Source organism: Christiangramia lutea (genome assembly GCF_022489035.1).
Classification (GTDB): domain Bacteria; phylum Bacteroidota; class Bacteroidia; order Flavobacteriales; family Flavobacteriaceae; genus Christiangramia; species Christiangramia lutea.
The window spans coordinates 123,053-136,697 of record NZ_JAKVTV010000003.1; the positions used below are offsets into that span (position 1 = coordinate 123,053).

Consider the following 13,645-nt stretch of genomic DNA (forward strand, 5'->3'; position numbering starts at 1 on the left):
TTTACTCAAGTTCTTTGATAAAATTGGTAATTTCAGGGATCAATTCCGGATGTAATGGCCTGGAAGGTTCATTATAGGATTTTGTATTTACCAGTTTATCATCGCTCTCCATTTTTCTGAAAATATGGTTCATTTTATCGATTAGTAAAAGCCTGGAATCTTCACTGGCTTCGTGAAGCATTTGAGCCTGTTCCGGTTCTACCTGGATATCTGAGGTGCCATTGATTATAAGAACTGGAATTTCCAGTGATCTTATTTCCTTGGAAGGATCATATTTCATCCAGCTGTTCATGTATGGCTGAACGCTTTCTCTGAAAAGGTTTTCCAACATGGGACTATAATTCGTGGTTTTCCCATCTTCCTTCAACTCATCGAAAGCGGCACGGGCATTTTCCCCGAGCTGAGGTGCCATTTTGTTAACCTGTTCTACAATAATATTATCTATAGGTTCTCCAGCGCCGGCCAGAGAAATGAAACCGTCTGCTGTTTCTTCTGAAGCGAGCATACCTACCAGTGATCCTTCACTATGACCAGCGATGATAAGGTTTTCAAAATTCTCCTGATTTTCAAAGTAGGTCAAGATATCCTTTACATCCTGGACAAAATCTTCAAAGCGCAGATTTTCTTCCTTGAGTTTTAGTTCCTGCATCTTGAAGATTCGCTTATCAAACCTAAAGGATGCAATGCCATTAGCAGCCAGTTCTCTAGCCATCAGCTTCATACCATCGTTTTTCATCATGGATTGATTTCCATTTCTGTCGGTTGGACCAGAACCCTGAATGAAAATTATGAGGCTTTCGGCATCTCCCGAGCCAGGTAGCGTGAGAGTTCCCTCAGTAACTTCATTGATCTTAAGTTCCTTTTCCTCGAAATTAGTCTCCTGACTTTTTACGGGCTGGCAGAGAATAAATAAGCTTAAAGCGATAAATAGGTATTTCATGTTTCTTCAATTTTTTGGTCAAAAGAGATTAGGATAAGGGAAATTCTAATGATTTAAAGTTCCGGTATTTACAACGGGTGCAGCATCTCTGTCACCACAAAGAACTACCATAAGATTACTTACCATGGCGGCTCTTCTTTCACCATCAAGATCTACAACTTCTTTTCGGCTTAATTCTTCCAATGCCATTTCAACCATGCTCACAGCACCTTCTACAATTTTATGCCGAGCAGCCACGATTGCTGTAGCCTGTTGCCTTTTCAGCATCGCACTGGCGATTTCATTGGCATAAGCTAGGTAACCAATACGAGCCTCCAGAACTTCTATTCCCGCAATTTGCAATCTTTCTTCCAATTCCTTCTCTAGGGCATCGCTCACTTCATTCATGCTAGATCGAAGCGTTATATCTTCGTCGAGGCCTTCATCTGCAAAATTATCATATGGATACATACTGGCAAGTTTTCTTACCGCTGCGTCTGTTTGAACCACAACGAAATTCTCAAAGTCATCAACATCAAAAGAAGCCTTGAAAGTATCCATGACACGCCAAACAAGAATGGTGCTGATCATCACCGGGTTCCCTAGTTTATCATTTACCTTCAGGCGTTCACTGTCAAAGTTTCGAGCCCTGAGTGAAATTTTCTTTTTGGTATAGAATGGATTTACCCAGAAAAGACCATTCTTTTTTACAGTTCCTCTGTAGTCTCCAAAGAGTAATAATACTCTGGATTCATTTGGATTAACCAGTATTAGTCCCGGAAGGATTAATATTGCGATGAGAAATGCAATTCCCCAGATTGGGTTTCCTGTATTTAAAACGGCTGCTATACTTCCAATAAAGAGGATGAGGAAGACAAATAACATAATATAGCCGTTAAAAGCTGCAATAGTTTTTTCTTGTGTCATAATTCTGATAATTGATATTAAAATGATATCATAAATATATAATATTAAATTTAAAATTTTAGTAATCTTAAGAGTTATTTTTTGGAGCTTAACTATCTTTGCCGAAAATCACAGATTAATATGAAGAATTTCCTACTTATCGCATTTTTTATAATCGTTTCTAATGTTAGTTTCGCTTCTGGAGGAGATTGGGGTAAAACAGGACATAGGGCAACAGCTGAGATAGCAGAGAAACATCTAACAGAAAAAGCTAAAAAGGCAATTAGTTCTCTACTGGATGGATATGGGTTGGCTTTTGTGGCAAATTATGCCGATGATATAAAAAGCGATCCTGATTATAAAAAATATGGACCTTGGCATTATGTGAATATAGATCCTGGATCAAAGGAATATAAACTAGAAGATGCAAGCGAAAGAGGAGACCTGGTCCAGGCAATAAGGAAATGTGTAGAAGTTTTAAAAAATAAAAGCTCAACACGAGAAGAAAAGGAATTTCATCTAAAGATGTTAATTCATTTTGTCGGAGACTTGCACCAGCCATTCCACACGGGACATGCTGAAGATAAGGGTGGAAATGACATACAGGTGAGATGGTTTAATGATGGTTCTAATATCCATAGGGTATGGGATAGTGAAATGATTGATTTTTATCAAATGAGCTATACCGAACTGGCTATAAACACCAAAAATTTATCTAAAGCTGAATTAAAATCGATCAAAAAAGGGAAATTACTGGATTGGGTCTATGAATCCAGAGCAATGGCTGAAGATCTTTACGCCGGAGTTGAAAATGGTGAAAAGCTTGGTTACTCCTATATGTATGAACACATGCCTACGGTTTTGGATCAATTGCAGAAAGGTGGAATTCGTCTGGCTAAGATCCTGAATGATATTTATTCATAACTTATCAAAGAATCTTTCGAAAAGTTAGATTAATTCTTGGGCCAACTTGCCTTTTGGTTTTTGGTAATTGATGCTTCCAGAATTCCTGAGTAGTACCTTTCATTATTAAAAGACTACCATGTTTTAATTTTATTTTATACCTAGCCGTTTTTATAAATTTATGCTTGAAGTGAAACATACGTTCAGCACCCAGGCTCACCGAAGCTATAGTTGGGTTTTTGCCTAACTCCTTTTCATCATCGGCGTGCCACCCCATACTGTCTGAGCCATCCCTGTAGAGATTAGCTAGGCATACATTGAAGTTTATATTAGTGGTTTTGTTGCATTTCTTCCTGATTTCTTCTAAATCTTTCGTAAAAGTTACCGGGTTCATTTTGAGACCGGAGTATGTGTAATCCTTATTTGATTCTCCAAAAAACTGGCTGAGCCTAGGCTGGTATATCTCTTTACCGAACATTTTTATTTTATCATGTCTCCATTTTTCATATGCAAGCAAAGATTTCAGATAATCATCTGCATTTTCCTGACGGATGAAATTCGAATAATAGATTATTTCGCCATCCTGAAAATCTATTGTCTCCTTTTCCAAATTCTAGAATTTCAAATAAAACCAGGCCCACCAAATCAAAATAAATTGTAAGGGAATTCTTACTATAAGAATCCACTTAGGTAATCCAGCTCCTGCCTTTTCAGAAGAGAGCATATAAAAATGCACTAATAAGAAAACCAATAGCATAAGAATGATCCCATAAATAGCGAGATCTTTAGTTTCAGGGAAGCATAGACCGACTCCCAAAAGTATTTCGGCGGCACCGCTCAAAAGCACTAAAGTCTTGTGAGCTGGCAGGTAACGAGGCATGATTCTCATATACATCTTGGGTTTCAGAAAATGAAAAACACCAGCAATAACATACATTAAAGCCATTAGGTATAAATGCCAGGGATAGGTCATGGACAATATTTTTTGTTGAAGATAAGAGAATTTCTCAACAGTAGAAATCTGAAAGATGGCTTCAAAACAAAAAAAATGTTGTGTAAGTGCTTTAATTAGAGTAATTTCAACACCCAAAATCTAACTTTTAACCTGTACCTACTTTTGATAAGAAATTATTTTCTTTACTCATTGCTGTGTGTCATTTTCTCGAGTCAGGGATATTCTCAAAAATCCAATCCGGCGTCTGAAGATTCATTAATTGTTCTTCTAAGAAAGATACATGATCAAATTGATGAATATCAATATGTTCAAGCTGTTGAGAATTCTCACAGCTTGTTAAGTCAGGCTAAAGAAACCGATAATTCCTACTTCCTTTCGAAGGCATATAATAGTCTGGGATATATTTATATTAGTTTAAAGGATAGTGCTCGTGCTCGGAAAAATTATACTTTTGGTCTGGAATATGCGCAGAAGGCCGAAAACGACACTTTAATTCTCTATTCATATAATAACCTGGGGAATATTTATTCGGAAATTCCGGAGACCGTTGATAAAGGAATTGATTATTACAATAAGGTGATCGATCTGGCGAATAAATTGAATATTCCCTTTGAACTTATTCAGCCGAAATCTAATATTGCCTGGACCTACCTGGACAACGGTCAGTATGAAAAAGCTTATCCTTATCTTAATGAAGCTCTTGCTATCATGGACACAATAGGTCCCGCTGAAGATAAGTTCGAACAGCAGACTTATGATTATTTTAATTCACAGATATATATGCTTCACGGTAGGTATTATTCCCACCTGAAGGAATTTGATACTGCCAGTTATTACTTCAATAGATCCATAGATTTTGCTTTAAAGGATACCTTGGTCTTGGCTGCAGAAGAGGTATATGCCGCTTATTCTGATATGTTGGCAGAAAAAGGGGATTATGAAGCTGCCTACGATGCACAGGAAAAATATATGGAGTTCAATTCCCGGCTTTTTGAAAAGGAAAAGCTTAAGGAAATGGAGATCGCTAATGCCAGGTTCAATATAAATGAGTATAGAAAGAACCTGGAGATCGCTGAAAGAGAAAAGAAATATCAGGACGATATCATTCAAAAATCTAAGGAAAAAGTGGTGGTAATGGTCTTTTCATCTATAGGGATGATCTTTATTCTAGTCTTTTTATATAAGGTTAACCGCGATAGACAAAATTTAATTGAAAAGTTAAAGGTTAGTAACGTGCAATATAGGGATGCCAAGGTGGAAGCAGAGCGATTATCGCTTTTAAAGACCAGGTTCTTTAGTACCGTGAGTCATGAAATTAGGACTCCGCTTTACGGTGTTATAGGTTTGACTTCCCTTCTTTTGGAAGATAAAAGTTTGAAAAAGCATAAGGCCGACCTTAAATCCCTGAAATTTTCCGCAGATTACCTTCTGGCCTTAATAAATGATGTACTTCAAATGAATAAAATGGAGTCCAATGAGGTAAAGCTTGAAAATGTATCCTTTAGCCTTCGTGACTTAATGAATAGTATTGTAAACAGTTTTGAGTTTACCAGGGTTCAGAATAAGAATAAGATTCATTTGGAAATAGATCCGGAAATTCCGGAGTATTTGATAGGTGATTCGGTAAGGCTCTCTCAGGTTTTGATGAACCTCGTGGGCAATGCAACAAAATTTACCGAGAGAGGAAATATTTTTATAAAGGCGAACCAATCCAGATCTTCAAAAGATAGGTCGGAGGTCTATTTTGAAATTAGCGATGACGGACCTGGAATTCCGGAGAGCAAAAGGAAGGTGATCTTTCAGGAATTTTCGCAGCTGAATAATTCTAATTACAATTACCAGGGCACAGGCCTGGGATTGCCAATTGTAAAGAGGTTACTTAAACTTTTTAACTCGAAAATTAAACTGGTAAGCAGGGAGGGAGAAGGAGCGACCTTTAGTTTTTCCATTACATTCAAAATAGATCAGTTAAAAACTGAAGCTCCAACAAAAATTCAGGAATTCCAGGTTTATGAGAGTTCCAAGACTAAACGAATTCTAATTGTGGATGATAACCGCATTAACCAGGTAGTTACCAAGAGAATTCTTGAGAAGAAGGATTTTGAATGTGAAGTTGCCGGTGATGGCAATGAGGCTATAGGTAAAGTGAAAAATGAAGACTATGATCTAATTCTCATGGATGTGAATATGCCTGGTATATCGGGACTTGAAGCCTCCAGATTAATTAGAGAATTTGATAAAGACATTCCAATTCTCGCCCTTACAGCTGTTGAGGTTGAGGAGATTAGGGAGGAGATTCAATCTGCCGGAATGAACGGAATTATCATAAAACCTTATGATGTTCAGCAATTCTACCAGATTGTATATAAAAATCTTTTTTTAAAAGGCCATAAGGAAGAAGTTTAATTTACTTTGTTACAGGTTTTGCACCAGTAGGAGCCTCAAAATAAGCTTTTTCAGGTTTAAAGAACTTTAAATTCGAGATATTGGCTTCACCTAATTTTTTACCAAAACCTTCTTTCTCGTTCCAGTTATGGAAATCCCAGCTGGTAGCAAAAGATACATTTTCAACCGTTTTGAAATCGGAGTAAACAATTGCATGTGGATCTTCCTCTGCTTTACTCTTGTCCTTACCAAATGTCACTATGTAAGCGGCCGCTTTTAGCCTGTTTGACTCCAGATCTTTATATACCACATACCAGTCATCTGGAGAATCACCAACGTCCGATTGAAAAGTGAGCTTAGCGGTTTCATAATTTGTACTATCTAAGACACGTTTTTCCTGTTCTTCCCAAACAGTTCCAGGATCTGTAAGTTTAAAAGGCATGGCAAAGAAATACTGCCAGGTGAAAATATCAAATCTTGCGCCTTCAGCGTTTGCTGATTTCGGAGTAATAAAAACCTCTTTTCCGTCATATATAATGGAAGATCCATCAGATTTGTCCAGTCTTACTTTTGTAGAATTAGTGGTCATACTAACTTTTCCTTCCAGCCTGGTTTTTCCGCCAAACTCAAGTTTTATGTCAAAAGAAATAGCCTCCTTGTTCATAAAGGCAGCTTTGTTATGCGCTTCTTCAATATTCTCTGAAAATGAAAATACATTAGGAGGTTGAGCTCCATCTCCTATCCCTTCATTTGGTTCTACAGGAATCTTTTTATCAGGCTGCTGTTGTTTGCAACCTAATATGATTAGAGCGGCAAAAAAGAAAATTAGTTTTTTCATTGGAATTATATTTTTTCTAAATGTACACATTAAAATTTATCCTAATAAAAAAACCGCTTCCCAATAAGAAAGCGGTTTAATCTTAAATTCGAACAAACTTTTATTTCACCATATCAAAACTTCTCTTGATAAAGGCGGTAAGTTCCTCACCTTTCAAAAGATTTTGAGATAGTCTGGCAAGGTCTAAAGATTGTTTGATTAGACGTTGCTGTTTTTTCTCGGTTTTGGTATTTAGAATTGTATTTATTAGATCGTGGTTTGTATTAACTACAAGGTTATACATTTCTGGCATATTGCCCATTCCAAACATTCCACCACCGCCGGTTTGCTGCATTTCTTTCATTCTACGCATGAACTCAGGCTGGGTGATGATTAGGGGAGCAGCGTTACTGTCCATAGGTTCCATCTGGATGGTATATTTTTCTGAAGGAATTACCTTTTCGAAATCACCTTTCAGCTTTTCTTTTTCTTCATCTGAAAGTTTCGAGATCTTTTCATCGTTTTTCTTGATTAGATTATCTACATGGTCTGAATCTACTCTTACAAAGGAGATTTTCTCTTTTGAAGTTTCCAGTTTTTGCAGAAGGTGAGACACGATTGGTGAATCTAATAGCAGCACTTTATAGCCTTTATCCTTAGCAGCTTCAATATAACTATGCTGTTCATTTTCATTTGAAGCGTAAAGGATCACTATATTGCCATCCTTATCGGTCTGGTTTTCTTTAATCGCATTTTCCAACTCTTCATAGGTATAAAAATCTCCATCGGTTGTTGGATAAAGTGCAAATTTATCAGCTTTTTCGAAGAACTTATCCTCGGTAAGCATACCATATTCAATAACAATCTTGATATCGTTCCATTTTTTCTCGAAATCTTCCCTGTTGTTATTGAAAAGACTCTTCAGCTTATCTGCTACTTTTCTGGTGATGTAGCTGGAGATCTTCTTCACCGCACCATCTGCCTGAAGATAAGATCTTGATACGTTCAGCGGAATATCGGGAGAATCTATCACCCCTCTTAACATCGTAAGGAATTCAGGAACAATGCCTTCAACATTGTCAGTCACAAAAACCTGGTTCTGGTAAAGCTGAATTTTATCCTTCTGAATGTTCATATCCTGAGCCATTCTCGGGAAATACAGGATACCGGTAAGGTTAAATGGATAGTCCACATTCAGGTGAATATGGAATAATGGCTCCTCGAATTGCATAGGATACAATTCACGGTAAAAATCATTGTAATCTTTCTCTTCTAGATCTGTTGGCTGCTTTGTCCATGCCGGGTCAGGATTGTTGATGATATTATCAACTGTTTTAGTTTCCGGTTTAGTATCTTCTGCTGCATCTTCAGGAAGAGGAAGAGTTTCTTCTTTAGTTCCGAATTTGATCGGTATCGGCATGAACTTGTTGTACTTCACCAATAGTTCCTGGATACGGTTTTCTTCTAAGAACTCTTTATCATCTTCGTTAATATGAAGTATAACTTCTGTCCCGTGCTCTTTTTTGTCAGCTTCTTCTAATTTGAACTCTGTAGTACCTTCACAAACCCAGTGAGCCGCAGGTTCATCTTTATGTGATTGAGTAATGATCTCCACTTTATTGGCGACCATAAAGGCAGAGTAGAAACCTAGGCCAAAATGACCAATAATTCCACTGTCTTTGGCAGAATCTTTATACTTATTTAAAAACTCCTCAGCTCCAGAGAAAGCAACTTCGTTGATATATTTTTCAACTTCTTCTTTGGTCATCCCAATTCCCTGATCGGTAATATGAAGCGTCTTGTTCTTTTCATCGATTTTTACCTCAATTACAGGATTTCCATAATCTACATTCGCTTCCCCAAGGGTGCTCAGGTGTTTTAATTTAAGGGTTGCATCGGTTGCATTTGATATAAGCTCCCTCAAAAAGATTTCATGATCACTATATAAAAACTTCTTGATGAGCGGAAAAATGTTTTCAACAGATACATTTATTTTTCCGGTTGCCATATTTATATTTTTAAATTTTAATTCACTCACCTGATTTCAAAAAAAATACCATTTACGATTTGCTGTCAAACTGACACGATTGTAATTAAATCCTGTCGAACTCGTCTAAGAACATCGATTTCAGATACCTAGAAAATATTTAACATTAAATTGTTTAAACTTTAAGTAAAAAGATTAAACAAAGTTGTAAATTTATATCAGAATTAGAAATTATGGCAAAGAATACAGGAAATAGTAAAGTAAAGAAGAAACCAAATGCAGATCAGATGATCGCTCTTTATATGGATTATGTTCTGGAAAATGAAAAAACTCCAAGAAGTGTATACAAATTTGCTAAGGATAATGATTTAACCGAGGCAGACTTCTATGAGCACTTCGGAAGTTTTGAAGGTTTAAGAAAAACCATATGGGAAAAGTTTTTCGACAATAGCTTGAGCGTGATGGAAAAATCTAAAGAGTATAAATCTTTTTCCAACCGTGAAAAGCTGCTGACATTCTTTTATACTTTTTTCGAAGTGCTTACTGCTAATCGTAGTTACGTATTATATGCTTTAAGTGAGCATGAGCAATCATTGAAGAATCTGGATCAGTTAAAACACTTGAGGAGACGTATGAAGAAATATGCAAAAACCCTTATTCAGGATGGAAATAGTGAAAAATCATTGAGATTATTCGAGCAAAATGAAATGATCTTTTCAGAAGGCGTATGGGTTCAGTTTTTATTTCTTTTAAAATTCTGGATGGACGATAACTCGGCTGGATTTGAAAGTACAGATGTGGCCATAGAGAAATCTGTAAATACCGTATTTGACCTTTTTGATAATACTCCGTTAGAAAGAGTAGTAGATCTTGGGAAATTCCTATGGAAGGAAAGAATGGCGTAGGTAGAAATTATGAAAACAATAGATAAAATACCAACAGGAAAAATAGGTAGGACAGGAAAACTTGTTTCTACGGGAGTTAAGATTGGAGGAAACTATCTTAAATACTATGGAAAGAAAGCATTCAATCCAGAATTTTCTAGGGACGAGCTTGATGAAGATAATGCAAGTGATATTTATGATGGTCTAAAAAGCCTGAAGGGTAGTGCTCTTAAGGTTGCTCAGATGCTTTCCATGGAGAAAAATCTGTTACCCGGAGCATATGTGGAGAAATTCAGTTTAGCTCAGTTCAGTGTTCCACCCTTGTCCGCGCCTTTAGTGAGAAAAACTTTTAAAAAATACCATGGGGAATACCCTGAAGAATTATATGATACTTTTGCAACCCAATCGGTGAATGCGGCCAGCATCGGACAGGTGCACCAGGCCACTAAAGAAGGGAAGAAACTTGCTGTGAAAATCCAATATCCGGGGGTTGCTGAAAGTATCAGTTCAGATCTGGCAATGGTTAAACCTTTCGCTCTTAAGATGTTCAATTTAAGTGCGAAAGATTCTGAAAAGTATTTTGCCGAAGTAGAAGGTAAACTTTTGGAAGAGACAGATTATATTCTGGAAGTAAAGCAAAGTAAAGAAATTTCAGAAGCTTGCGCCCATATCCCGAACTTAAAATTTCCGAAGTATTACGAAAATTTATCCAGTGAGCGAATTATTACTATGGACTGGATGGATGGTATACATTTGAGTGAATTTGCCAGGCAGAATGAAGATGAAGAACTAGCGAACAAAATAGGGCAGGCACTCTGGGATTTTTATATGTATCAGATCCACGGATTAAAACAAGTACACGCAGATCCACATCCTGGTAATTTTCTGGTGGATAATGAAAATAACCTAATTGCAATAGATTTTGGATGTATCAAACAAATACCTGATGATTTCTATGAACCTTATTTCTCTTTAACCGATAGAGAAAAATTAAATGATAAAGAATTTTTCTACGATAGACTGTATGAGCTGGAAATACTAAATGAGAATGATACAGATAAGGAGAAGGAATTCTTTTCGGAAATGTTTCATGAGATGTTTACCATGTTTTCAACCCCTTTTCAGTCTGAAAGATTTGATTATACTGATGAAAAGTTTTGGAAACATCTTAATGATTTAAGTGAAAGATATTCGAAAGACCCTGAATTACGAAGAATGAATGGAAATAGGGGAAGTAGGCACTTTCTCTATATGAGTAGGACCTTTTTTGGCCTTTACAATCTATTACATGATCTTAAAGCGAAAGTAGATATTCAAAATTTTAGAGTGTATCTCTAATGGTTGATTTATTGGTTAGGTTGTTAGGAAGCGTGGTCACATCTTAGTGATCGCGCTTCCTTTTTTTTGATAGGCCTATTTGCGACTCTTTTTATTTACAGAAATACTACGTTTTTACGAGCAGGAGAATGTTAATCTTTCTTATATTGCGCGTCGGTTTTTTTACATTTTACCTAAATTTAATTAGAATAATTTTTAATATCATAAAAAACTATCCATGTATCAGACTAAAATTGCAGGATTAGGAAAATATGTCCCTGAAAATATTGTTACGAATGATGATCTTTCCAAATTGATGGACACCAACGATGAGTGGATCACGGAAAGAACAGGAATCAAGGAAAGACGACATATTAAGAAGGGTGACGATAATACAACTGCCACGATGGGAGTGAAAGCTGCTAAGATCGCCCTGGAACGTTCGGGGATATCAAAAGACGATATAGATCTTATAGTATTCGCAACTCTAAGCCCCGATTATTATTTTCCAGGTTGTGGAGTACAGGTTCAGGAAATGCTGGAAATAGACACCTGTCCTGCTTTGGACGTTCGTAACCAATGTAGTGGATTTGTATATGCGATTTCAGTTGCAGACCAGTTCATTAAAACAGGTATGTATCGAAATGTCCTGGTAATTGGAAGTGAGAACCATAGTGGGGGGCTCGATTTTACAACCCGTGGCCGGTCGGTGTCTGTAATATTTGGTGATGGAGCAGGAGCGGCAGTATTAACCAGAAGTGATCACAATGGGGAGGGGATTCTATCTACTCACCTGCATTCGGAAGGTAAACATGCTTTGGAATTGTCTTTAAAAGGGCCGAGTACGAACCATTGGGTTCCAGAGATCATTGCTGAAAATCCTCAAGGCGATGATATTCCTTACTATCCTTATATGAACGGTCAGTTTGTATTCAAAAATGCAGTTCAGCGTTTTTCTGAGGTAATTAATGAAGGCTTGAAGGCTAACGGACTGGAGGTTTCTGATATCGATATGCTTATTCCTCACCAGGCAAACCTGAGGATCTCGCAGTTTATTCAGCAGAAATTTAGACTTACAGATGATAAGGTTTATAATAATATACAGAGGTATGGAAATACTACGGCTGCATCTATACCAATTGCTTTGACTGAAGCCTGGGAAGAAGGAAAGATCAAAGAAGGCGATACTGTGGTATTGGCTGCTTTTGGTAGTGGATTTACCTGGGGAAGTGCAATAATTAAATGGTAAAATTAAAGCCCTGAGATCTCAGGGCTTTTTTTATTTTCATCCTTTGAAATATTTCCAAAGATCGTAGATTCCGAAAAGGATAAATCCTACGGCAAGAAAGATTCCGAAATTATCTGAATCGGGTAATTGTAATTTTTGATACAATCTAAAGCTTCCATAGCCAATAAATAGAATTCCCAGGATAAGATTCCACTTATTGCGCTGCGGTCTTTCCTCATAAGTTTTGATTTCTTCATTATTCATTTTCGAAGTCTTTTGGGAAAGTGGATCTGGCGATCTTTACGGCCGTTTCATATTCATGTTCCAGTACAAATAAAAGAACCTGCCCCGGAAGGCCACCTCCAAAACCGGCTCTCAATCCTGAATCGAAATCATTTCTAACCCTCGAATGTATACCTTCATTTTCAAATAATTCCTGGAGATATTGAACATTGGTTTCCGGGCCAGTGTAAACCCTTTTATAGTTGTCGTCTTCATGCATAACTTAGAGATTAAGCTCTAAATTACGAATAAGGTAGCTTCCAAGTCTTCTTTTTAGACTGAAATTAACTTTCTAGGCGTTATAGAACTTACTATTCCAGATGGCTGTACTAAAATTTTTCCCCATTTTGAAACCATAGAAAATTGCAAGACCGGCAAACCATTTGAAAACAAAAAAGAATACCATGAAGAATTCCGTGGTAGATTGGCCGTGAGTAAATAAACCGTCTGGAATTAATAGTGCTGCAAGAAAACTGGTGACAAGTAAAAGCACAATGAAATTTTCCAGGGTCTTGAATGGCCACATGATCACTTTTCTGAATGGATGCAGGTCATTTCCCCATTTGTGGATAAGGTAGTAATAATCGTTGCCTATAGGTGCAAATAATAATGGATCATCGGCATTTTCTAACTTGAATAGCTTAGAAGGTGCTACGATTTTGAAACCCCTCAGTGTGGTTTCGTGTGCTTTTTCAAGTTTTTTGATTTCCATAAGAGCTTCGTATGGAATTTCAGATTTGAAGAATTTAGAATCCAGAAATCTCAATCTATAATCTATACAGATTTGGTAAATATCATCGATATGGAAGATCCGGTTCGTTTCCAGAAGATCTGGATCAAAATCATTATTCCCAGTATAGCTTCCCTTTTGTATTTCTTCAAGAACCGTCCTGTCTCTTTCCTCAGATCTTTGCAGAATCTTATGTACTTCTGAAAGGATGTGGTCTTCGGTTGTTTTCTTATTGCGAACTTTAAGTAATTGATGTTCAATATTAGTGCGGGGAAATTTCAGCTTCATTTTCTTTTTCTTTAGCCTCACTAAATTAGACAATTAAGCTTAGA

At 36.9% G+C, this 13,645-nt stretch carries 14 protein-coding genes; 5 read left to right on the forward strand and 9 right to left on the reverse strand.

The genetic code is table 11. The features are described from left to right. Position 1 precedes the first annotated feature (1 nt). Entirely contained in the window at positions 2–940 is a 939-nt protein-coding gene (locus tag ML462_RS09920) for an alpha/beta hydrolase family protein (RefSeq protein ID WP_240713658.1), read from the reverse strand. A gap of 45 nt (positions 941–985) precedes the next feature. Further along, entirely contained in the window at positions 986–1,846 is an 861-nt protein-coding gene (locus tag ML462_RS09925) for an SPFH domain-containing protein (RefSeq protein WP_240713659.1), read from the reverse strand. Between the two features lie 120 nt (positions 1,847–1,966). Here ML462_RS09925 and ML462_RS09930 point away from each other — a divergent pair, with 120 nt between their 5' ends. After that, the gene (locus tag ML462_RS09930) at positions 1,967–2,749 is read left to right on the forward strand and encodes a S1/P1 nuclease (RefSeq protein WP_240713660.1); all 783 of its coding nucleotides are present in this window, start codon (positions 1,967–1,969) and stop codon (positions 2,747–2,749) included. Positions 2,750–2,753: 4 nt separating this feature from the next. Here the strand turns inward: ML462_RS09930 and ML462_RS09935 are convergent, their stop codons facing one another. After that, the gene (locus tag ML462_RS09935) at positions 2,754–3,338 is read right to left on the reverse strand and encodes an alpha-ketoglutarate-dependent dioxygenase AlkB family protein (protein ID WP_240713661.1); all 585 of its coding nucleotides are present in this window, start codon (positions 3,336–3,338) and stop codon (positions 2,754–2,756) included. Positions 3,339–3,341: 3 nt separating this feature from the next. Continuing rightward, positions 3,342–3,701, reverse strand: coding sequence for a DoxX family protein (locus ML462_RS09940; RefSeq protein ID WP_240714073.1), 360 nt, complete (start codon positions 3,699–3,701; stop codon positions 3,342–3,344). A gap of 144 nt (positions 3,702–3,845) precedes the next feature. Here ML462_RS09940 and ML462_RS09945 point away from each other — a divergent pair, with 144 nt between their 5' ends. Beyond that, positions 3,846–6,089, forward strand: coding sequence for a tetratricopeptide repeat-containing hybrid sensor histidine kinase/response regulator (locus tag ML462_RS09945; RefSeq protein WP_240713662.1), 2,244 nt, complete (start codon positions 3,846–3,848; stop codon positions 6,087–6,089). 1 nt (position 6,090) lies between these two features. Here ML462_RS09945 and ML462_RS09950 read toward each other — a convergent pair whose 3' ends face one another. Then, positions 6,091–6,906, reverse strand: coding sequence for a DUF6503 family protein (locus ML462_RS09950; RefSeq protein ID WP_240713663.1), 816 nt, complete (start codon positions 6,904–6,906; stop codon positions 6,091–6,093). 100 nt (positions 6,907–7,006) lie between these two features. After that, on the reverse strand, positions 7,007–8,893 hold the full coding sequence (htpG, locus tag ML462_RS09955) for a molecular chaperone HtpG (protein WP_240713664.1): 1,887 nt from the start codon (positions 8,891–8,893) through the stop codon (positions 7,007–7,009). A 212-nt stretch (positions 8,894–9,105) separates the two neighbouring features. Here htpG and ML462_RS09960 point away from each other — a divergent pair, with 212 nt between their 5' ends. The 3 genes from ML462_RS09960 (at position 9,106) to ML462_RS09970 (ending at position 12,322) form a co-directional block, all read left to right on the forward strand. Continuing rightward, positions 9,106–9,777, forward strand: a complete 672-nt coding sequence (locus ML462_RS09960) for a TetR family transcriptional regulator C-terminal domain-containing protein (RefSeq protein WP_240713665.1) — start codon at positions 9,106–9,108, stop codon at positions 9,775–9,777. 9 nt (positions 9,778–9,786) lie between these two features. Next, on the forward strand, positions 9,787–11,094 hold the full coding sequence (locus ML462_RS09965; RefSeq protein WP_240713666.1) for an ABC1 kinase family protein: 1,308 nt from the start codon (positions 9,787–9,789) through the stop codon (positions 11,092–11,094). 217 nt (positions 11,095–11,311) lie between these two features. Beyond that, complete coding sequence (locus ML462_RS09970; protein ID WP_240713667.1) at positions 11,312–12,322, forward strand: 3-oxoacyl-ACP synthase III family protein; 1,011 nt, start codon at positions 11,312–11,314, stop codon at positions 12,320–12,322. 36 nt (positions 12,323–12,358) lie between these two features. Here the strand turns inward: ML462_RS09970 and ML462_RS09975 are convergent, their stop codons facing one another. The 3 genes from ML462_RS09975 to ML462_RS09985 form a co-directional block, all read right to left on the reverse strand. Then, the gene (locus ML462_RS09975; RefSeq protein WP_240713668.1) at positions 12,359–12,565 is read right to left on the reverse strand and encodes a hypothetical protein; all 207 of its coding nucleotides are present in this window, start codon (positions 12,563–12,565) and stop codon (positions 12,359–12,361) included. Next, a complete protein-coding gene (locus ML462_RS09980; protein ID WP_240713669.1) occupies positions 12,558–12,803 on the reverse strand; it encodes a putative signal transducing protein in 246 nt (81 codons plus the stop codon). The genes ML462_RS09975 and ML462_RS09980 overlap by 8 nt, the downstream gene beginning before the upstream one ends. A 72-nt stretch (positions 12,804–12,875) precedes the next feature. Beyond that, positions 12,876–13,601, reverse strand: a complete 726-nt coding sequence (locus ML462_RS09985; protein ID WP_240713670.1) for a hypothetical protein — start codon at positions 13,599–13,601, stop codon at positions 12,876–12,878. Between the last annotated feature and the right edge of the window lie 44 nt (positions 13,602–13,645).